The sequence below is a fragment of the Peribacillus simplex genome (genome assembly GCF_030123325.1).
Lineage (GTDB): Bacteria > Bacillota > Bacilli > Bacillales > DSM-1321 > Peribacillus > Peribacillus simplex_D.
Genome location: NZ_CP126106.1, coordinates 3,913,713 through 3,933,786 on the forward strand (window position 1 = coordinate 3,913,713; position 20,074 = coordinate 3,933,786).

Below are 20,074 nucleotides of genomic sequence, written 5' to 3' on the forward strand. Positions count from 1 at the left end.
TCCCCACCAGTGATTGCAACACTTCCAGACAATGATTCCATACACTGTAAAAAAGCCAAAGTCAAGATAACCTGACTTTGACTTTTTACAATGGCAGGCAGAAAAACTGCCCAATATATCAGTGTCCCGATTGGGTCACTTTTTATTTTTTCTCTTCTTCGTTAACTTCCGTGTATTCAGCATCAACCACATTATCGTCTTTAGCAGACTCGCCAGCACCGGCTTCGCCAGCTTGCTGAGCTTTTGCCGCTTCTTCATAAAGCTTCATTGTCAAAGCTTGAACGATTTCGTTAAGCGCATCTTTTTTCACGCGGATTTCTTCAAGCTCATTTTTCTCGATTGCAGCTTTCAGTTCGTCCTTCGCTTCATTCGCTTTTGTTACTTCCGCTTCGTCCACTTTACCTTCTAGATCTTTAAGCGTTTTTTCCGTTTGGAAAACTAATTGATCAGCTTCGTTACGAAGTTCGACTTCTTCTTTGCGTTGTTTATCGCTATCGGCATTTTCTTCCGCTTCACGGACCATGCGTTCAATCTCTTCATCAGAAAGTCCTGAAGATGATTTGATGGTGATCGCTTGTTCTTTGTTCGTACCAAGATCTTTCGCACGAACGTTCACGATACCGTTTTTATCGATATCGAATGTCACTTCAACTTGCGGAACTCCACGCGGTGCCGGTGGAATGTCACTCAATTGGAAACGACCAAGAGTTTTGTTATCCGCTGACATTGGACGCTCACCTTGAAGGACATGGATATCAACTGCCGTTTGATTATCAGCCGCAGTCGAGAATACTTGTGATTTACTTGTCGGAATCGTAGTATTACGGTCAATCAGTTTCGTGAATACTCCGCCCATCGTTTCAATTCCAAGTGAAAGTGGTGTTACATCAAGAAGGACAACGTCTTTAACATCCCCTGTCAATACGCCACCTTGAATGGCAGCACCCATAGCCACTACTTCATCAGGGTTCACGCCTTTGCTTGGTTCTTGACCGATTTCCTTTTTGATCGCTTCAACAACCGCAGGAATACGTGTAGATCCACCAACAAGGATTACTTTGTCGATTTCAGATGCTGAAAGACCAGCATCTTTCAATGCTTGACGAGTTGGTCCCATAGTACGTTCCACAAGACCAGTAGAAAGCTCATCGAATTTAGCTCTAGTCATCGTTACATCCAAGTGAAGCGGGCCAGCTTCTCCAGCAGTGATGAACGGTAAAGAAATTTGGGTTGAAGTTACGCCGGAAAGATCTTTTTTCGCTTTTTCAGCTGCATCTTTCAAACGTTGAACCGCCATTTTATCTTTTGAAAGGTCGATTCCGTTTTCTTTCTTGAATGCTTCAACTAAGTAATCGATGATGACTTGGTCGAAATCATCCCCACCTAGACGGTTGTCACCAGCTGTGGACTTAACTTCGAAAACGCCGTCCCCAAGTTCCATGATCGAAACGTCAAATGTACCGCCGCCAAGGTCGAATACAAGGATCGTTTGATCTTCTTCCGTTTTATCCAAACCGTATGCAAGTGCTGCAGCTGTCGGTTCGTTGATGATACGTTCCACTTCAAGGCCGGCAATTTGACCAGCATCCTTAGTTGCTTGACGTTCTGCATCATTGAAGTAAGCAGGTACAGTGATAACCGCTTTAGTAACTTTTTCGCCAAGATACTCTTCAGCATATGATTTCAAGTATTGAAGGATGATTGCAGAAACTTCTTGAGGTGAGTATTCTTTTCCTTCAATGACTTCTTTATGGTCGGTACCCATATGGCGTTTAATGGAAATGATCGTGTTAGGGTTTGTAATCGCTTGGCGTTTTGCCACTTCCCCTACTTGCCTTTCACCATTTTTGAATGCCACTACGGATGGAGTTGTACGGTTTCCTTCTGGATTCGGGATTACTTTTGGTTCCCCGCCTTCAAGTACAGATACACAAGAGTTTGTTGTACCTAAGTCAATACCAATAATCTTGCTCATAGTTTCACTACCTCCCAATTATTTATATGTAAAATCCTATTCGTTCACTTTTACCATTGCAGGTCGGATCACACGGTCTTTAAGAATGTATCCTTTTTGGAATTCCTCGACGACGATGTTCGAACCGAAGTTTTCATCTTGAACTTGCATGACCGCTTGATGCAAACGCGGATCGAACTCTTCGCCAACCGAACTGATCGGTTCGATGCCTTCTTTAGTCAATGCATCAGTAATCGCTTTATAGACCATTTCCATGCCAGATAGCAGGGATTTTGTCTGTTCATTATCCGCTTCGATTTTTGTAGCTCTTTCAAAATTATCAAGAGCCTCCACCAAATCACCAGCAATACTTTGAACTCTATATTTTTGAGCCGCCTCCATATCTAGCTTGGCACGGCGTCTTGAATTATCAAAATCGGCCTGCAGACGAAGATAACGGTTATCCATTTCTTCGATTTTCGCCTCAAGTTCGGCAATCTTTTCATGAGCCAATTGAAGTTCATCTTTTTCAACCGGAGTTCCCTCATGGTTTTCTTCCGCTGGAATTTCTTCTTCAGCGAAAACTGCTTCTGCAGCGCTTTCCTCGATTGTTTCATTTTCCAATGTTTGTTCTTCATTTTTATTTTCTGTCACAATCTCACCTCCCTAAAAGGGTTATACAATTTATGCTAAAGTAATATGCCAGGCCGCGGAATATACTCCTCCGCCACCTTAACAATATTACCTTTGCTACTATTTTTGATACAGTTTTGTCATCAGGGCCGTTAAATCTTTCGAGAAAAACGAAAGCAAACTGATCACTCTCGAATATTCCATCCTCGTCGGACCCAATATGGCCAATGTGCCAACTTGCTCCTGCCCGATTGAGTAGGTTGCCGTAATCAAACTGCAGTCATCGAGCACCGTGTTTTGATTTTCACGGCCGATCTTGACGTGGATGCCCGATGGATTTTGAGTAATAAGTTCATAAAATCCCTGTTCCTGCTCAATCATCGATAAAAGCGTGCTTACTTTAGCAATATCATGGAATTCCGGCTGCCTCAGCATATTCGTTTTCCCGCCGAAAAATATTTTTTCTGGCTTTGTGTCCGTCAGGGTCTCCGCAAGGATCGAGACCATCGATCCATAGTTATGAATGTGGCGGCTCAATAGAACTGCAACTTCCTTATAGATCTTATCCTTCAGATCAACTAGCGGAACATCGACCAAGCGGGAATTCAATATATTCACCATCTTTTCAATTTCGTTTATATCAAAAGAAGGCGGTAAGGAAATCATTCGATTTTCCACATGACCTGTATCCGTAATAATGATGGCTATTGCCGTTTCAGGACTTAAAGGAATGATCTGGATTTTTTTCAGCTTATGCTCATTCACTTTTGGCCCGAGTACAATCGCCGTATAATTCGTCAGTTCCGAAAGTATTTTCGCTGACTTCTGAACGATCTTTTCCAATTCATAAATTCGTTCTACAAAAACGGATTTTAATATCTTCATTTCATTCTTTTTCGGAGCTTGAGGAGAAAGTAAATGATCCACATAATATCTATACCCTTTTTCAGAAGGGATCCTACCGGAAGAAGTATGGGTTTTTTCTAAAAATCCCATTTCTTCAAGATCAGACATTTCGTTGCGAATTGTGGCAGAGCTGAACGTAATTTCATCTTTCTTCGACAAGCTTCGTGACCCGACTGGCTGGGCAGAATGGATGAAATCCTCGATTATCACTTGTAGAATCAATAATTGACGATCAGTTAGCATGTATGATCACCTCTGTTAGCACTCTGTCTCATCGAGTGCTAATATACTAATAAATTATCAAATGAAGCTTATGATGTCAACAATGAAAACCGCTAATTCATCGTTAAAATAACATGGATTTCCTTCAGTCGGAATCAATAACGCCTAAAAATGATTGGAACACTTCATTTCCCAGCAGTTTGCCCCGCTCAGTCAGACGTACAAACCCGTCTTCCACCTTCAGCAGACCCTTTACCGACCCTTCTTCGAGCGGTTTCCTGAAAATCTCCGTCATTTCAACAAAAAATTTACCCTTAAAGATTTCCAATGAAACTCCTTCCGTTTTCCGGAGCCCCAAAAACATCTCCTCTTCCATCCGTTCATGAAGCGGTACCGGGTGTTCTTCCAACACAGGCAGCTCGTTCGCCAGCAATGGCGTAATATATTTCTTGACAGGCCCATGATTGGCCACCCTTTTACCTCCAGTATAGCCATGTGCACCTGCACCAATCCCATAATACTCCGCATTATTCCAATATGTCAGGTTGTGCCTGCTTTCAAACCCAGCTCGGGCAAAATTACTGATTTCATATTGGTGCAGACCATGCTTCTCCATCTCTTCCATCAGCCTCTCATACATCGAAGCCTCGAGCTCCTGCGGCGGCAGGTTCAATTTACCCCTTCGCATCTGATTATAAAAAACCGTCTTCGGCTCAACGATCAATGAGTAGCTGGAATAGTGCGGCAATTGAAGGGCAATCGCTTTATCCAGCGTATCCTTGAAATCTTCCATCGTTTGGCCCGGCAATCCATAAATCAAGTCGATGCTTATATTCGTAAAGCCAACCTCTTGGGCCAATTGAATCGTTTCATATACTTCAGAGGCCCGGTGAGTCCGGCCAATTCGTTTTAATAATTCATCATTGAAGCTTTGCACGCCAAAGCTAAGTCTATTGACACCTGAATCAAAAAGTATCTCGAGTTTTTCCCTCGAAAGATCCCCTGGATTGGCTTCGAATGTATATTCAGCCTTTTTAGGATCAAAGGGCAGGGTTTCATTGATTGCTTCACATAAGAATGCAAGCTGCTTTTCATCTAGAGAGGTCGGTGTCCCTCCACCGACGAAAACCGTATCCAAACCTGCAGTCGGGTATTCGGAAAGCTGCATCACCATTTCCCTTTTCATCATCTGTAAATATTCGTCGACCGGCTGCCCCTGCAAAAATACTTTATTGAAATCACAATAATGACAAATATGTTCACAAAATGGTATATGGAGGTAGGCGCTTTTGATCATTGTGTTCACAACCTTTTAATCGAATGAGTCGATAGAAAAAGAGGCTAGATCTCCTCTACCCTCTTTTTTCTAACTATCGTTTATTTTATTTATTTTTTGGGTGTCGTATCATCCATTTTCAAAACAGCCATGAAAGCTTCTTGCGGCACTTCAACAGAACCTACTTGTTTCATCCGCTTTTTACCTTCTTTCTGTTTTTCGAGCAACTTACGTTTACGGGAAATATCGCCGCCGTAACATTTAGCCAATACGTTTTTGCGCATTGCACTAATCGAAGAACGGGCTATGATTTTCTGCCCGATTGCCGCTTGGATCGGCACTTCAAATTGTTGTCTTGGAATCAGCTTCTTCAATTTTTCAACAATGACTTTACCGCGTTCATAAGCAAAGTCCTTATGAACGATGAAACTTAAAGCATCGACAGTTTCAGAATTCAATAAGATATCCATCTTCACAAGCTTGGACGGCTTGTAGCCGATCAACTCATAATCGAATGAAGCATAGCCTCTTGTATTGGATTTCAATTGATCGAAGAAATCATACACGATTTCCGATAATGGAATTTCGTAATGAATGCTCACACGAGTCTCATCGATATATGCCATATCAATGAAGTTACCGCGTTTATTTTGACAGATCTCCATGATCGCCCCAACAAACTCCGTCGGTGCCATCATCGTTGCTTTGACATATGGCTCCTCGACCCGTTCGATCTTTTGAGCATCAGGCATATTGGACGGGTTATCCACTTGCAGGACCGTTCCGTCTGTTTGGACCACATCATAAATAACACTAGGTGCAGTGGTGATCAAATCGATTTTGAATTCTCGTTCAATCCGTTCCTGGATAATTTCCATATGAAGGAGTCCAAGGAATCCGCAACGGAAACCGAAGCCCAATGCTTGCGATGATTCCGCTTCGAACTGAAGCGCTGAATCGTTCAATTCCAATTTCTCCAATGCATCCCGTAAATCATTGAATTTCGATGCGTCAATCGGGTATAAACCGCAATATACCATCGGATTCATCTTCCTGTAACCCGGCAATGGTTCTGTCGCACTATTCACGGCACTTGTAATCGTATCACCAACAGTCGTATCACCAACGTTTTTAATGGATGCAGTAAGGAAACCTACATCACCGACGTTCAGTTCATCCAACAGCTGGGTCTTAGGGTTGAAGACACCCAGTTCGGTAACATCGAATTCCTTGCCAGTGGACATCATTTTGATTTTGTCGCCCACTTTAACGGAACCCTCGACAACACGGATATAGGCAACTACACCGCGGTACGCATCAAACAGTGAATCGAAAATAAGCGCCTTGAAAGGAGCCTCTGGATCACCTTGTGGAGCTGGAACCAATTCAACGACCTGTTCCAAAATCTCCTCGATTCCGATTCCGGCTTTAGCCGAAGCCAGGACTGCATCGGAAGCATCCAAACCGATCACTTCCTCGATTTCTCCACGCACCCGTTCCGGATCTGCACTCGGCAAATCAATTTTATTGATGACCGGAATGATTTCAAGGTTATTGTCCAAAGCTAGATACACGTTTGCAAGAGTTTGGGCCTCGATACCCTGTGCCGCATCGACAACAAGGACAGCGCCTTCACACGCTGCAAGGCTTCGTGACACTTCATACGTAAAATCGACATGTCCCGGTGTATCAATAAGATGGAAGATATATTCTTCTCCATCTTTCGCGTTATATTTCAATTGAATCGCATTCAATTTAATCGTAATTCCGCGCTCACGCTCTAAATCCATGGAATCCAACAGCTGACTCTTCATTTCACGCTGAGTCATGGCGTTCGTTTTTTCAATGATACGATCCGCCAATGTAGATTTACCATGATCAATATGAGCGATGATGGAAAAGTTACGAATTTTTGATTGTCTTTTTAATTTTTCTTCTCTATTCATGACGTTCACTCCCACTAGTCGACACAATACACTATTTTTTATTATATCAATAGAAAATGCAAGATTCAACAGAATAGTTACAAAAGAAGCATCATTGCAGGGCAAAGGATAAAAAAAGGCTGCATTCCGGATTCGGATGCAGCCTTTTGGCAGGGCCCACTCAACTTATTTCATACCTAAATCATATCAATCAGAGCTTGAAAGGCACCTGATATGGACTCTCCAAGCGTTTTACCGATCGATGAAAAAAAGTTGAAGGCCTTCATTTCTTCAAGTTTTTCTTTTTTCGTCTCTAAATCATGACTTGTTACTTTTTCGCCAAGGATATCCGCTTCCATCTCCCCCTGGTCCGATTGGTTAATAATGAATGCACTATTCAAAGAGGGATCTTCATACCCCTTCATTTTTTTCATCCCGTCGTTCGCTTGCTGCATCCCAATCAGAACACCTAAAAATAATACGAGCACGATCCCTGTACATTTCAACCAAAATCGAACCATGATTAAGAGAACCCCTTTCAAATTACTTCGCTTCCGAATCCCCGGTCGGGTTATCCACTGCTTTGGCATCCCAGTAAAACTCACTGAAAACATCGCTAAAGGCATCAACGGTCAAGTACATTTCCTCGAAAGTATTATCAACACCGCCAATTTCAATGAGCATGGAATTGCCTGATAAATCCTGATTGTACACTCCATTCTGCCCCGCTCCGCCTTGTTTCATAACCCCGCGTGAAATCCCAGGGTATTTTTTCTCCAAAGCTTTATGAAGCTTATTGGCAAGCGCGGCATTTTTTTCGAAGTTCGGGTTATTGCCCCCGATCACGAAGGCAATCTTGGCATAATCTTTACCGTTAATGTTAATGGTCGTATGTTTTTTTCGTTTCGAATCACGATGAATATCAATCATATATTCTAGATCTTTGTTAGTGGCCAATGCCGTCTGAACAGACTTTCGGGATTCTTGATAGGATTTGGCATAATTCAATCCTTTATTATTGAGATTTCCCATGATATCCGTTTTATCGAGCGAGGAACCAATCCCCTTATCAGCCAGATCTTCAACCATCCGTTCCCCGAGTTTCGTAATATTGATTTTAGAATGGTAGGCCAGATCCGGATTGGTCACGCCTTTTAAATAAGGAAGGTACGATTCCCGGTTATGGCTATGGTATATCTCGACCACCTTCCGTCCATTGGTCGTTTGTTTCGGCTGATTGGCCACTCCTTTTTCCGGTTCTTCAATCCCATCCAGATTTTGCAGGGATGCATCCCTTTCTTCATTCAGGACGTCTACGGGCGGCGAGGATTCGTACGGCATATTCGTATAATTCGTTCCTTCCCCAGCAACGAGGATCTCATTATCAAAAATCGAAAAGCCAGGTAGTTCCCTGCCAAGTAAACTTCGCGGGTCCTCGAGTGAAATGTTTGTCGCGACTTTTATCAATTGATTCGTGATCACTGATTCCTGCTTACCTTCCGGCAGGGCATTAAAAAGATAATGGTTTTCATTGGCCAGCATCGAGAACAGCATTTTTCCCGAGAATTGGTTGGCTACAGTATGTACGGAATTAGAAGATATCCGATACTCCGGTCTTAGGGAAGTCATGACCCCGCTGACTGAAAAAACAAAAAGAAGCAAGGCGAGAATACCTAGAAAAGTTTTTATTATTGTTGATCCGTGAACGGCTGTTATGATTCCTGGGGAATTTCTTCTTTTCATCCTTCCACCCTCTCTATAGCTTGTCTATTAATACCTATGACTTTGCTAGAAAGGGTAGAACACCATTTTTGGGCACTGAAAGTGATTTAACGGGTGTAGTAGCCGGTATTATCCTGATTTATTGAATGATGCAAGGCTGCATTTAAACCATTGGCTATCAAATTGGCCATATCCTCAATGAAAACATCGACTTCTTTCGGTGTAACCATTAAATTTTGACCAAGCGGTGACAGCACCTCATAAATCAATTTCCGTTTCTCTTCATCAGGGAGGACACCTATCATTCCCAAGAAGGTTTGGCGTTCCTTTTCACCTGGCATATCCTCTTCTGTCAATTTCGTGCGTTTCCCAAAACTGAATCCAGCGGGTGCCAACGATCGTGATGGCCTGTCCCCTTCATTCAGTTCCTTGCCAAAGTGCTTCAAAATATAATCTATCGTATCGCTGGCAATGGATACGGCATCCACGACAGTAGGTATTCCAATGGCTATAACAGGAACTCCCAGTGTATCCTGGCTCAATTCTTTTCGTTTATTTCCAACACCAGACCCTGGATGGATACCTGTATCCGTAATTTGAATCGTGGAATTCACCCGTTCGATCGAACGTGCAGCCAATGCGTCAACGACGATCAGGAAATCAGGATTACTTTTTTCGATGACTCCTTTAATGATGTCACTCGTCTCGATTCCCGTAATCCCCATCACCCCGGGGGAAATCGCACTGACCGGCCGATAGCCTTCCTTGACGGACTCCGGCTGCAATTCGAACAAATGCCTTGTGACTACAAGGTTTTCAACGACTGCTGGTCCAAGAGCATCGGGAGTAACATTCCAATTACCAAGACCCACAACCAAACAACTGCTTTCTTTGGTGATTTTATTCCGTTTCAAGAAGTAAGCCAGTTCGTTGGCGAACACCTTTTCCACCCGTTGCTGCGTTTCCGTATCTTGCTGGCGGATGCCCTGCACTTCGATGGTCAAGTAACTGCCCTGTTTCTTTCCGATTTCTTTTTCACCCTCAGCCGTGACCTCCACCAAGGATACCTTCAGATCATCCACTTCTTTTTCCTTAATAATGACCCCTTCGATACGGGATACATCAACTTCCTCTACAACACCTTTATGTTCAAGCGCAATTTCCTTTGCTTCTATCGCCAAATCTGTACGAATTCCGTATTCACTAAGGTCCAAATTATTCTCCATAACGGCCTCCTGATGTTTGAATTGTATCTAATCTAGTATTTTCAATAGTCTCTCTTAAACATTCTGTCATTTTTGCTTTTTTATTATTCATTTTTTTGGTACAATGAGTGATGACGAGATGAATTTATTCCCGAAATTATAATTCCTTTTCGATTCTCAATCTGAAGTATTGCATATTTATGAGCAGTCTGATAGAATATCACTTGTGCTATTTGATATGGATTTGAAAAGTCGAGTTCATATAATCTCGATTTCTTTGTAGGAGGTGAACGGAATGCCAAACATTAAATCTGCTATTAAACGTGTAAAAATTAACGACAAAAAACGCGTTCATAACATTACTGTTAGATCAACTATGCGTACTACAGTGAAAAACGCTGAGGTTGCATTAGCTGGTGAAAACGTTGAAGCTGCTAAAGAAGCTCTTTTAACAGCTGCTGTGAAATTAGACAAAGCTGCATCTAAAGGATTAATCCATAAAAATGCGGCAGCCCGTAAAAAATCTCGTTTAGCGAAAAGACTTAACGCTCTTAACGCATAATGACAAAAAATAAACGATCCAACCGGATCGTTTTTTTTGTGCCGTTTTATGCATAAAAAAGGTGACAGGATATCTGCCACCTTTTTTATCATCTAATTTTTAGAAGCAGCAGCTCAAGCGTGATTGCCTTATCTGCTTGGCCGGTCTTCATTTTATAATCCGCTTCCGCCAAGTCGTCCATGATGCTCAACAGTTCGCGTTCCTGGAATTTCCCCGTCTTTTCAAGTGCCAGCTTTACCCGGTAAGGGTGCACCTTCAGTTGACCCGCAATCTTTTGCTGGCTATAGCCCTGACGGGAAAGCTCCTTCACTTGATACATGAGCCTGACCTGACCTGCAATGACACTCAAGATCTTGATGGGCTCTTCATTCTGCCTGAGAAGATCGTGCAGTATCGTCATGGCACTCTCCATCTTTCGCTGTAACACATGATCAACAAGCGTGAAGATATTCTGTTCAAGGGATTTAGCGACCAGCTTTTCCACTATCTCGACCGTAATGTGTTTATCAGCTTCAGCATAAAGCACCATTTTATCCAGTTCATTCGTCAGCATCATCAGATTCGTTCCTGCAAGTTCAAGTAAAAGCTCTGTTGCCTGCTCATCTATTTGGACTGAAGAAGCTTCGACCCTCTCCTTCACCCACCCCTTTAATTCATGATCACCAAGCTTCTTCGCTTCAACGAGAACTGCCTTACGCTTCAGTTCCTTGGTGATTTTTTTTCGTTCATCCAGTTTCTCATAAGGTGCGGTCAATACGACAATAGAATAAGGGACCGGGTCGGCCAGATACGCTTCCAGTCTTTTCACATTATGTTCAACTCTTGACTTTGTTTTTTCAGCTGTCAAAAAAAATGGGTTTTGCATGAAAACAAGGCGCCTTTCCCCGATGAACGGGAGGGTTTCGACATCCTCAAGCGCAGTTTCAACAGGCGTCTCTTCTAAATCGAATTGAGCAAAGTTAAAATCCATCTCATCTTCGTGAAGGACATTCTCGATCAATAGCTGCTTCGTTTCATTAATTAAATAGGCTTCTGTCCCATATAACAAGTATACTGGCGCGAATTGCCCTTTTTTTATACTTTTCCAAACGTCTAATACCAATAGAATCCGCCTCTTTACTATGTATTCTTCTCTAATGGTATAGGTGGATGGACCATTTGACAAGCTATAAAGGGAACTAGCCCTAAAAAGGGCTAGTTCCGGATCTATATGAACACTTTCAAGAAAGGCCCGGGTAAACTCCCTTGAAAGCGGGTAGAGTATTCATGTAGAACAAAAAATGAGCTTTTCTCTTTCGCTTACTTTGTTTGTACTTTTATTTTGACCTCAAAATCCCAAACTATTTGTGTCAACTCTTGTCAGTAAAGGAAATGAAGGAATGAAGCCTGTAGATTTTTTTTTGGTAATGTTTTATACTATTAGCAGAAATAGGAGGGGTAAATAATGAACGAATTCGAAAAGAATGTTCAGTCAAAAACAGATGACGTCGCTGATTCCGCTATAGGATTCATCGGTTCTTTTGTATTTTTCGCTGCCATGTTCACCATAGCGGTCGTCATTAAAGCTGTCGGATCCTGATTTCTTTAACTACATGCACTTATTTTTCCTGATGGAGGCTGCCGCTGCAGTCTCTTTCTTTTTGATTTTCTACATACTATGGGAGTGTCTTCCGAAAGGTTCCACTGCTTTTGTAATACTTGTAAATAATAGAACCATCCTCATCCGTCCTGAACACCTTTATGCCATTTTTCTCAAGATTCCCAATTACGTCTCCATGAGGGTGGCCGTAGCGATTATCTTTTCCAACTGAAATAAGCGCCGCTTTCGGCTGTATCTGTTCAAGGAAGGCCGCGGAAGAAGTAGTTTTACTGCCATGGTGTCCAACCTTCAAGATATCCGCCTGCAACTGCGGAAAGGTGCTCAATAGTTCCTTTTCCCCTTCTTCTCCCATATCACCGGTTAATAACCATGACAATCCCCCAAGCTCCGTGAATAGGACTATGGATGAATCATTCTTATTTTCTTTTTCCTCATATGGACTTAGCACAGCAAACGGCGCTCCGCCCGCCACCCAATGGTCCCCCCTTCTCAGGACATTCATTTTCATTTTTTTATCTCTTGCCATGGACACAAAATCCATATCCCTATATTGTTCTTCACTCCAGCCTCCAATGATGATCTCCCCAACTTTGAAATTTTCAATCAATTCTTTTGCACTCCCCATATGATCTGCATCCGGATGGGTTAAAATGAGTTTGTCCAATTGGTGGATCCCTTTACTTTTCAATAATGGAATAATGATATCATCCGCGGTGTTGAACTTCTTTCGCTTTTGTGCCCACGTTTCGATTGGAAATGTAATTTGCCCACCCGTATCGATCAAATAATTGCCGCGATTGAACGGCAGGATAATTAAAATGGAGTCACCTTGTCCAACGTCGATGATCTGTACTTCACCAAAAGGAGAGAACTTTTGTAAATTATATTGAAAAAGCAAAAGGACAATCATTATTCCGCACCAGATTTTACTTTTTTCAAAAGATACATCCCAAGTCAGGTATAGCCCTAAAAGGGAAATAACGAGTAATGCCATCATGATGAAGGGTGGTTTTCCGAAAGGGATGGAAGCCAGCGGCAAATCCGATGCTGCATCCGCGGCTTTATTGCAGAGTACGAATGTGAAATTCAATAACGATATGAGGGGTTGCCCCAAGGGAGGCAGCAATAAATGAATAAGGAGGGAAATCAGTGAAAGTGGCAGCAATATGATGGAATAAAGCGGAACATACAATACGTTTAGAAACACACCAAGAAAGGATACTTCAAAAAAGTGAAAAAGCAAAATCGGAAGGGCTGCCAATTGGCAGATGGAACTGATGATGAATAGCTGCGTTGTTTTCTTAGGATATTGCAGGAAAATGCTTGAAGACATGATAATGGAGAAAGTGACGGCGAATGAAAGCTGAAAACCTATATCATAGATCATATTAGGCCGAAAAAACAATAATGCCATATAGGTCGATCCGATTGCGGCACCCGCCGAGATCCGCTTCTTGAATAGCAGGATTAGAAAGAAAAGCATAGCCATTAAACAGGATCTCACCACAGATGGACTGGCACCTGAAAGTAACATGTAAACCGGAAGGAAGATCAAGATGGCCACCATCATTCTTTCCCGTGTAATCCCAACCCTGATGCCGAAGTAAAATAACATCCCCGTTAAAAAACTGACATGGAGACCGGAAATCGCCAGTAAATGAACTAGACCCAACCGCTGATAATTAGTAAGGTGACCTTCATCTATATATGACTGGTCGCCGAATATGAGAGCTGTGACAAAACCACTCGATTCTTCCGGAAAGTGTTCCCTAATATACGTAATTCCCTTCAGGCGCAAATTACGAATCGAAACTGGAATCGAGTTTCCAGCCTTTTTGCATTCTTCAAATGAAATGGAATTCGCTTTGAATATCCATTGGATGCCTTGGCGGAAAAGATAACGCTGGTAATCGAAACTGTTTTCATTCCTGTTTTCGTCGGGAATATGCAATGTCCCTTCTGCCGGACATGATAAACCGATTCGCAGAAACCGACTCAGCATTTCCTGTTCCAATTCGGTCGTGATTTTATAACGAAGCACGAGCCGTTCACCTTTCTCACCGCGCACGAATCCTTTTAATGAATTTCCATCTATGTTCGGTTGGTCGGTAAATGTGATGATAAAGCGACTTTCCGTTCCATGATAGGCAGTTTTGTTTCGGTGATCGGAGAAGGAGGCGGCCCCTAAAAATATCCCCATGATCACCAAATGAAAACTAAGGGCCTTCACGCTTAACCCCACAGAAAAATAAAGGAAACAGAGAAAAATAAGGATTATGATCAGCAGCCTCACATTAAAAAAAGAATGGGCCGTAACACCAAATGTAGCCGAAACCGCTAGTAAAATAAGATGTCTAGCCATGCCTGCCCCCCGTCCTATTTAATTTTCAAATATCTGATTGGCCTGCTTTTCCAACTCCAATAAATCTTCTTTTTTCAGGTCTGTTCGTTCAAGTTGAGCCAGCAATGAGAATACAAAGTCCTTTTTTTGTTTTCCATTAACATCGATGGCCCCTTTTGCTTCAACCTTCTCGGTCTTAACACCAGCCTGTTTGAATAATTCCAGGGCATATGGATGATTTTTGTAATCCTCTGCATAATAAACAGCCTTTATGCCAGCTTGAATGAGTGATTTACAACACTGAAGACACGGAAAATGCGTCACATATATTTCTGCCCTATCAGTAGGTACCCCAAATTTCGCACATTGTAAAAGAGCATTCATTTCTGCATGTATCGTTCTGACACAATGATTATCAATTACATAACAGCCGTCATCAATACAATGCGTCCCTCCCGCAATGGACCCATTATATCCCCCAGCAATGATTCGGTTATCCCTGACGATGGTCGCCCCTACAGTGAGGCGTGTACATGTGCTTCTTAAAGCTAATAAATGGCTTTGCGCCATGAAATATTGATCCCAACTAATCCTGTTCATGTTTTATCCCCTTACCACTAGATTGATTTTCTTCAATTTTACCCTCTTCCTGGCCATTTGTGTAGCATATTCAATCATTCATTTCACCGAAATGGAATCCCGTAACCTTTCAAACGTTTTTTCTCCGATTCCCGTTACTTTCTTCAAGTCATCAACCTCCTTGAATTTCCCTACCGTTTCCCTGTATTCGAGGATTGCATTCGCTTTGGATGGTCCAATTCCCGTCAAGGTTTCCAAATCTTCCTGTGTAGCTGCATTCAAGTTCACCAGTCCTCCTGATGTCCTCCCAGAGACGGCATCACCAGACGACCCGACTTGTATATTCTCCAATTTCCCTTCGTCTTCTTCACCTATTTCCGGTACATAAATGACCATTTGGTCTTCGACGATTTGGGCAAAATTCACTTTATCCTTATCAGCGTTGTCCGTAAAACTGCCCGCAGCCGAAATCAAATCGATCACCCGGTCACCTGCCTGTGCAGTGAATATGCCAGGGGACTTGACCGCTCCTTTAACGTCCACTTTAATGATCTCAGGTTCGGCAGGCGTTTCATCTTCATTTTCTTTAACTCCAGCTTCTTTTGCAGGAATGGAAAATATATCTTCCGTATCAGCCGGCTCCCCCCCTTGTTGCAAAAAAAAGTAAATGCCCGCTGCCACCAATGCCACGGCAACGGTTATCATCATCCATTTCTTTTTAAAAATCCCTTCCATTTCTTTACCTCCTTGTTGGATTTCGCACGATACATTGTCATAGGACAGATTAAAAATACATAGTGTTTTTAGGAGAATCGAATCGCTTTAAGTGAGAGGAGTTGATCGGAATTGAAGAAAATCGGTGTTATCGGAACCGGAAATATGGGTACCATTTTAATCGAGGCATGGCTGGAGGCAAAAATATTGAATCCGGCAGATTTAATCATTACAAATCGCACGCTTTCCAAAGCATTGGCGCTGAAAGAAAAACACCCTGGCATCAAGGTTGCGGAAAGTGCAGCCGAAATCGTCCAACAAGCGGACTTTATCTTTCTCTGTGTAAAACCATTGCAAATTAACAGCCTATTACAGGGCATCAAACATCATATAAAAAGGGATCAGCTGGTTATTTCCATCACAAGCCCGCTTTCAGTCTCCCAGCTTGAATCCGCCGTGAATGCCCCTTGTGCGCGTTTTATCCCGAGCATAACGAACCGTGTGGGTTCAGGGGTATCGTTACTAAGTTTCAGCAAGAGCTGCAGTAAGGAGAAAGTGTCAGCTTTATTTGATTTGGCCTCCGCCATATCGGCACCGGTCATCATAGAAAACGATATCACCCGGGTAGCTTCCGATATCGTCAGCTGCGGTCCTGCTTTCTTCAGCTATTTAGCACAAGCGTTTATTGACGCGGCTTGCCAAACGACGAAGATAGATAAAGAAACGGCTACGACTTTGACTGAGAATATGCTGGTTGGCTTAGGGGAACTGCTCGGTAAAGGGGTTTATACATTGCCGACTTTACAGGAAAAGGTTTGTGTAAAGGGTGGAATAACAGGTGAGGGGATCAAGGTTTTAGAAGCTGAAACCGGGGAAATGTTCCATCATCTTTTTCAAGCGACACATGAAAAGTTTGCAGAGGATCTTCATGAAGTTGAAAAGCAGTTCGGCCATCCTTATTAATATTCGTAATCAAGATCTTTAACTCCTTCTAAAAGTATAAAAAAGAAGAGGTCAGACCTCCGCTCGTACAGAATGATGTACGGACAGGGGTTCTTGACCTCTTTATCATTTACTGGCTGCAAATAAGATTCTTTCGGTTTCCGCTACAAGCGGTGCGTCTTCAAGATCCGCCAGAATTTCAGAAACCGTAAAACCTGCTTGCTCCAGCCACTTTTTATATTGTTCAACCGGATAGGTCCGTTGGTAATGCAACTCATCAAATCGGTCATAAAGGCCGCTTTCATCGTCCCTTACGAAAAAACTTAAATCATGTTCCACACTGTAAGGCTCTTCACCCGGGAAGCAGTCCCATATATAGGACACTTCTTCACCATTGACAGCAAACGTATTATCACGGAAGATCTCTTCCATTTTATAAATGGAATGGACATCAAACAAAAATAATCCGCCATCCTTCAAATGCTCATGAACCCGGCTGAACGTCTTGACTATATCTTCCTCATCGCGAAGGTAGTTCAGCGAATCACAAAAAATCGTGACACAATCAAATTGGCCAAGTCCTTCGAGTTCTGCCATATTCTGCTGGAAAAGCGGAATCGATAATCCAAGCTTAACCGCTTTTTCATTGGCAACAAGAAGCATTTCATCAGATAAATCCACACCGGTGACTTCGAATCCGTGTTGCGCCAATTCAACGGTCATCTCCCCGGTTCCACACGCTAAATCCAAGACTTTCCTTCCGCCAATTCCATACTGTTCCAGCTTCGCCGTAAGGATCATCAGCCATTTTTCATAAGGCGCGTCCTTCATCAATTCATCGTATACATAGGCAAAGCGTTCGTACGTCATGAAGTCAGTTCACTCTCTAGATCTTCAAAAGGTGCATCTCCCCATAAACGTTCGAGGTTATAGTAGTTTCTTTCATCTTTATGGAAAATGTGGGCCACTACATCGCCAAGATCGACAAGCACCCATTTCGCCTCGTCAAAACCTTCAAGACGTTTTACAGTGATTCCGGATTCATCAGCTTTGCTCTTCATTTCACGGGCTATTGCTTGTACTTGTTTTTCAGAATTACCATGGCAGATCAAAAAGTAATCCGCTACAAGGGAAATACCTTGCATATTCAATGCCACGATATCCTCCGCTCTTTTATCATCCGCCGCTTTTGCTGCAATTACTAGAAGTTCACGTTCAGTCATTACATCTTCTCCTTCAAATTCATGATCAAATCATTATATGTCTTAAATGTGTCAGGGTAAATTGCCTGATTTCTTTTCATTAAAAAAACAACTGTATTCCTTAAGGCCTGAATGACAGCATGATCCAAATTTTGCTTTGCCGTCTGCCTGACTTCGTCGACACCGGGAAAAGAACGTCCCGGCTCAATATAGTCAGCAAGGTATACGACTTTATCCATAAGGCTCATGCCAACCCTGCCAGACGTGTGATAGGCAATCGCATCCAAGATTTCAGCGTCCTGGATGCCAGCTTCCTTTTTCACCAGATAAGCCCCGACAGGAGCGTGCCACAGCTCCATATTGTATTCAAGTAACGCCGGGTCCATTTTTTCAGCGATTATTATTTGCTCCATTTCCTCTTTTGGACGAAATTTTGCATAATCATGGAAAATGGCTGCCAGTTCGGCTTTTTTGACGTCGGCACCATACCGTTCAGCAAGTTCAATCGCAGACTCGGCCACACCCAAGGTATGAATGTACCTGCGCTCGGTGATTTGTTCTTTGACCAGCGCCAATGCTTTCTCACGATTCATATAAACCATTCCCTTTAATATACTTCACCACTGGATCTGCTATTAAATATTTCACGGTTTTCCCCGTTCTTAACTTCCTTCGTATCATGGAAGACGAAATGAACATCTGGGGGACTTTCACCATCGTGATTGGGTATAAGGTCTTTTCGTTATATCCAGGGCGCTTCACCCCGACGAAATTGACCATATGCACCAGCTCGTCGATACGGTGCCAATTTGGTAAGTACTCAATCATATCTGCGCCAATTATGAAATAGAACTCATTGGTTGGCTCAAGTTCTTTCAGCAATTTTATTGTGTCATACGTATAAGATGTGCCTTTTCTTTCTATTTCAATACCCTCAATATAAAAAGATGGGTTTCCGGCTATCGCGTTTTCCAACATGGCCAGCCTGTCCATATCGGTTACTTCCTCCGATTTTTCCTTATGTGGAGGAACGTGATTTGGCATGAACCTGATTTCATCTAGATTAAGGGCATCCAGCACTTCATTCGCTATAATTAAATGCCCGATATGCGGAGGATTGAATGTACCGCCAAGAATTCCAATTTTTTTCATAGATAGGTTCCTTAAGGTAGTTTAAGTTGTTTGTTTTCTTTTGATTCTTTATACAGCACAATGGTGTTGCCGATAATCTGAACCAATTCCGCCCGTGCACCTTTTGATAAAGAAAGTCCCACATCATCGCGGTCCTCTTCACAGTTTTGCAGGATGCTGACCTTGATTAATTCACGTACTTCAAGCGCCTCACCAATTTGCTTGATGAGATTATCATTGACGCCGCCTTTACCAACTTGAAATATTGGATTGAGGTGATGGGCCTTTGATCGTAAAAATCTTTTCTGTTTTCCAGTTAACATGTGTTACCTCCTAGTTTGTTCAAGACAATATCTGTCATTCTTGCTGTATCCGGCATAATGCCTGTCCATATCTCAAATGCGAGCGCGGCCTGGTTGATGAACATCCCCAAACCATTTTGCGTTTCCGCCCCTTTTTCCCCCGCTTCACGCAGCAGTTTGGTTTGCAGAGGGTTATAGATGATATCACTGACAATTGCACCGGTTTTAAGCTGGTCGACCTTCAACGGTGAATGATCCAATTCCGGGCTCATTCCTGAAGAAGTCGTTTGGATGATTAAATCATATTGTGATAAGCTTTCTTCCGCTTCGATAATCGAGAGTGCCTTCGATACTTTATCATATGGGCAATCAGAAACAAGCTGGGCCGCCCTTTCCTTTGTCCGGTTTGCAATATCAACTTGCTTTACCCCTTCTTTTACGAGGGTAAAATAAATCGCACGCGCAGCACCGCCCGCTCCGATCACTAACGTTTTTTTAGCCTTGATGTCACCTGATATTTCATCGCATAAGGATTTGAAAAATCCTTTTCCGTCTGTATTATACCCTATAAACCGACCATTTTTGTTAACAACCGTATTTACAGCCCCGATTGCAAGGGCCAGTTCATCCACTTCATCAAGGAAAGGGATGATTGAAGTCTTATGAGGAATCGTGATGTTAAACCCTTCTATACCAAGGGCTTTCATGCCTTTCACGGCATCGTTCAAACCTTCTTTCGTCACATGGAAATGATGATAAACCGCTTCTATATTTTCTTTTTCAAATGCATCATTATGGATGTCCGGTGACATCGAATGTGCAATTGGATCTCCCATTACCCCATAAATCTTTTTCATA

The 20,074-nt window shown here is 42.6% G+C and carries 21 protein-coding genes; 3 read left to right on the plus strand and 18 right to left on the minus strand.

The genetic code is table 11. From position 1 onward, the window contains the following. Positions 1 to 142 precede the first annotated feature (142 nt). The 8 genes from dnaK to gpr all read right to left on the minus strand — a co-directional run bounded on the left by dnaK (position 143) and on the right by gpr (position 9,864). Positions 143 to 1,975: a molecular chaperone DnaK gene (gene dnaK, locus QNH43_RS18535; protein ID WP_283897468.1), complete on the minus strand. Its 1,833-nt coding sequence runs from the start codon at positions 1,973 to 1,975 to the stop codon at positions 143 to 145. Between the two features lie 36 nt (positions 1,976 to 2,011). Next, positions 2,012 to 2,608: a nucleotide exchange factor GrpE gene (gene grpE / locus QNH43_RS18540; protein ID WP_076365206.1), complete on the minus strand. Its 597-nt coding sequence runs from the start codon at positions 2,606 to 2,608 to the stop codon at positions 2,012 to 2,014. 99 nt (positions 2,609 to 2,707) lie between these two features. Then, the gene (gene hrcA / locus QNH43_RS18545; RefSeq protein WP_076365204.1) at positions 2,708 to 3,736 is read right to left on the minus strand and encodes a heat-inducible transcriptional repressor HrcA; all 1,029 of its coding nucleotides are present in this window, start codon (positions 3,734 to 3,736) and stop codon (positions 2,708 to 2,710) included. Between the two features lie 124 nt (positions 3,737 to 3,860). Beyond that, positions 3,861 to 5,012 (minus strand): radical SAM family heme chaperone HemW, encoded by a 1,152-nt coding sequence (gene hemW, locus QNH43_RS18550; RefSeq protein WP_283915204.1) that lies wholly within the window; start codon positions 5,010 to 5,012, stop codon positions 3,861 to 3,863. An 89-nt stretch (positions 5,013 to 5,101) separates the two neighbouring features. Beyond that, positions 5,102 to 6,937, minus strand: coding sequence for a translation elongation factor 4 (gene lepA / locus QNH43_RS18555; protein WP_283915205.1), 1,836 nt, complete (start codon positions 6,935 to 6,937; stop codon positions 5,102 to 5,104). Between the two features lie 176 nt (positions 6,938 to 7,113). Next, entirely contained in the window at positions 7,114 to 7,437 is a 324-nt protein-coding gene (locus QNH43_RS18560; RefSeq protein ID WP_283915206.1) for a YqxA family protein, read from the minus strand. Between the two features lie 22 nt (positions 7,438 to 7,459). Beyond that, positions 7,460 to 8,659: a stage II sporulation protein P gene (gene spoIIP / locus QNH43_RS18565; RefSeq protein ID WP_283915207.1), complete on the minus strand. Its 1,200-nt coding sequence runs from the start codon at positions 8,657 to 8,659 to the stop codon at positions 7,460 to 7,462. 86 nt (positions 8,660 to 8,745) lie between these two features. Continuing rightward, complete coding sequence (gpr, locus tag QNH43_RS18570) at positions 8,746 to 9,864, minus strand: GPR endopeptidase (protein WP_076365194.1); 1,119 nt, start codon at positions 9,862 to 9,864, stop codon at positions 8,746 to 8,748. Between the two features lie 274 nt (positions 9,865 to 10,138). Between gpr and rpsT the strand changes: the two genes are divergently transcribed. Next, a complete protein-coding gene (gene rpsT, locus QNH43_RS18575) occupies positions 10,139 to 10,405 on the plus strand; it encodes a 30S ribosomal protein S20 (RefSeq protein ID WP_034308554.1) in 267 nt (88 codons plus the stop codon). An 88-nt stretch (positions 10,406 to 10,493) separates the two neighbouring features. On the opposite strand, the gene holA is transcribed toward rpsT, so the two are convergent. After that, complete coding sequence (gene holA, locus QNH43_RS18580) at positions 10,494 to 11,507, minus strand: DNA polymerase III subunit delta (protein WP_283915208.1); 1,014 nt, start codon at positions 11,505 to 11,507, stop codon at positions 10,494 to 10,496. 342 nt (positions 11,508 to 11,849) lie between these two features. Between holA and QNH43_RS18585 the strand changes: the two genes are divergently transcribed. Further along, a complete protein-coding gene (locus QNH43_RS18585) occupies positions 11,850 to 11,984 on the plus strand; it encodes a YqzM family protein (protein WP_034308559.1) in 135 nt (44 codons plus the stop codon). Between the two features lie 76 nt (positions 11,985 to 12,060). On the opposite strand, the gene QNH43_RS18590 is transcribed toward QNH43_RS18585, so the two are convergent. The 3 genes from QNH43_RS18590 to QNH43_RS18600 form a co-directional block, all read right to left on the minus strand. Continuing rightward, positions 12,061 to 14,367 (minus strand): DNA internalization-related competence protein ComEC/Rec2, encoded by a 2,307-nt coding sequence (locus QNH43_RS18590; RefSeq protein ID WP_283915209.1) that lies wholly within the window; start codon positions 14,365 to 14,367, stop codon positions 12,061 to 12,063. An 18-nt stretch (positions 14,368 to 14,385) separates the two neighbouring features. Continuing rightward, complete coding sequence (locus QNH43_RS18595) at positions 14,386 to 14,946, minus strand: ComE operon protein 2 (RefSeq protein WP_283915210.1); 561 nt, start codon at positions 14,944 to 14,946, stop codon at positions 14,386 to 14,388. Between the two features lie 78 nt (positions 14,947 to 15,024). After that, positions 15,025 to 15,660 (minus strand): helix-hairpin-helix domain-containing protein, encoded by a 636-nt coding sequence (locus QNH43_RS18600; protein ID WP_283915211.1) that lies wholly within the window; start codon positions 15,658 to 15,660, stop codon positions 15,025 to 15,027. Between the two features lie 111 nt (positions 15,661 to 15,771). Here QNH43_RS18600 and comER point away from each other — a divergent pair, with 111 nt between their 5' ends. Further along, positions 15,772 to 16,602 carry a late competence protein ComER gene (gene comER / locus QNH43_RS18605; protein WP_283915212.1) on the plus strand — a complete coding sequence of 277 codons (831 nt, stop codon included), beginning with the start codon at positions 15,772 to 15,774 and terminating at the stop codon, positions 16,600 to 16,602. Between the two features lie 105 nt (positions 16,603 to 16,707). Here the strand turns inward: comER and QNH43_RS18610 are convergent, their stop codons facing one another. Genes QNH43_RS18610 through aroE form a run of 6 tightly spaced genes read right to left on the minus strand, consistent with a single transcriptional unit; the run spans position 16,708 to position 20,073 of the window. Beyond that, positions 16,708 to 17,451 carry a class I SAM-dependent DNA methyltransferase gene (locus QNH43_RS18610; protein ID WP_076365180.1) on the minus strand — a complete coding sequence of 248 codons (744 nt, stop codon included), beginning with the start codon at positions 17,449 to 17,451 and terminating at the stop codon, positions 16,708 to 16,710. Next, complete coding sequence (gene rsfS, locus QNH43_RS18615) at positions 17,448 to 17,804, minus strand: ribosome silencing factor (RefSeq protein ID WP_283915213.1); 357 nt, start codon at positions 17,802 to 17,804, stop codon at positions 17,448 to 17,450. Before rsfS ends, QNH43_RS18610 begins: the two co-directional genes overlap by 4 nt. Next, the gene (gene yqeK, locus QNH43_RS18620; protein ID WP_283915214.1) at positions 17,804 to 18,376 is read right to left on the minus strand and encodes a bis(5'-nucleosyl)-tetraphosphatase (symmetrical) YqeK; all 573 of its coding nucleotides are present in this window, start codon (positions 18,374 to 18,376) and stop codon (positions 17,804 to 17,806) included. The genes rsfS and yqeK overlap by 1 nt, the downstream gene beginning before the upstream one ends. Continuing rightward, the gene (locus QNH43_RS18625; RefSeq protein WP_283915215.1) at positions 18,366 to 18,935 is read right to left on the minus strand and encodes a nicotinate-nucleotide adenylyltransferase; all 570 of its coding nucleotides are present in this window, start codon (positions 18,933 to 18,935) and stop codon (positions 18,366 to 18,368) included. Before QNH43_RS18625 ends, yqeK begins: the two co-directional genes overlap by 11 nt. A gap of 11 nt (positions 18,936 to 18,946) precedes the next feature. Beyond that, positions 18,947 to 19,237, minus strand: a complete 291-nt coding sequence (gene yhbY / locus QNH43_RS18630; protein WP_076365174.1) for a ribosome assembly RNA-binding protein YhbY — start codon at positions 19,235 to 19,237, stop codon at positions 18,947 to 18,949. Continuing rightward, the gene (aroE, locus tag QNH43_RS18635) at positions 19,231 to 20,073 is read right to left on the minus strand and encodes a shikimate dehydrogenase (RefSeq protein WP_063590586.1); all 843 of its coding nucleotides are present in this window, start codon (positions 20,071 to 20,073) and stop codon (positions 19,231 to 19,233) included. Before aroE ends, yhbY begins: the two co-directional genes overlap by 7 nt. Position 20,074 lies beyond the last annotated feature (1 nt).

Coding starts and splice junctions, on each gene's coding strand:
- dnaK (WP_283897468.1), bottom strand. CDS start 1,975: ATGAGCAAGATTATTGGTATTGACTTAGGTACAACAAACTCTTGTGTA.
- hrcA (WP_076365204.1), bottom strand. CDS start 3,736: ATGCTAACTGATCGTCAATTATTGATTCTACAAGTGATAATCGAGGAT.
- hemW (WP_283915204.1), bottom strand. CDS start 5,012: ATGATCAAAAGCGCCTACCTCCATATACCATTTTGTGAACATATTTGT.
- lepA (WP_283915205.1), bottom strand. CDS start 6,937: ATGAATAGAGAAGAAAAATTAAAAAGACAATCAAAAATTCGTAACTTT.
- QNH43_RS18560 (WP_283915206.1), bottom strand. CDS start 7,437: ATGGTTCGATTTTGGTTGAAATGTACAGGGATCGTGCTCGTATTATTT.
- spoIIP (WP_283915207.1), bottom strand. CDS start 8,659: ATGAAAAGAAGAAATTCCCCAGGAATCATAACAGCCGTTCACGGATCA.
- gpr (WP_076365194.1), bottom strand. CDS start 9,864: ATGGAGAATAATTTGGACCTTAGTGAATACGGAATTCGTACAGATTTG.
- rpsT (WP_034308554.1), top strand. CDS start 10,139: ATGCCAAACATTAAATCTGCTATTAAACGTGTAAAAATTAACGACAAA.
- QNH43_RS18585 (WP_034308559.1), top strand. CDS start 11,850: ATGAACGAATTCGAAAAGAATGTTCAGTCAAAAACAGATGACGTCGCT.
- QNH43_RS18590 (WP_283915209.1), bottom strand. CDS start 14,367: ATGGCTAGACATCTTATTTTACTAGCGGTTTCGGCTACATTTGGTGTT.
- QNH43_RS18595 (WP_283915210.1), bottom strand. CDS start 14,946: ATGAACAGGATTAGTTGGGATCAATATTTCATGGCGCAAAGCCATTTA.
- QNH43_RS18600 (WP_283915211.1), bottom strand. CDS start 15,660: ATGGAAGGGATTTTTAAAAAGAAATGGATGATGATAACCGTTGCCGTG.
- QNH43_RS18610 (WP_076365180.1), bottom strand. CDS start 17,451: ATGACGTACGAACGCTTTGCCTATGTATACGATGAATTGATGAAGGAC.
- rsfS (WP_283915213.1), bottom strand. CDS start 17,804: ATGACTGAACGTGAACTTCTAGTAATTGCAGCAAAAGCGGCGGATGAT.
- yqeK (WP_283915214.1), bottom strand. CDS start 18,376: ATGAATCGTGAGAAAGCATTGGCGCTGGTCAAAGAACAAATCACCGAG.
- QNH43_RS18625 (WP_283915215.1), bottom strand. CDS start 18,935: ATGAAAAAAATTGGAATTCTTGGCGGTACATTCAATCCTCCGCATATC.
- yhbY (WP_076365174.1), bottom strand. CDS start 19,237: ATGTTAACTGGAAAACAGAAAAGATTTTTACGATCAAAGGCCCATCAC.
- aroE (WP_063590586.1), bottom strand. CDS start 20,073: ATGAAAAAGATTTATGGGGTAATGGGAGATCCAATTGCACATTCGATG.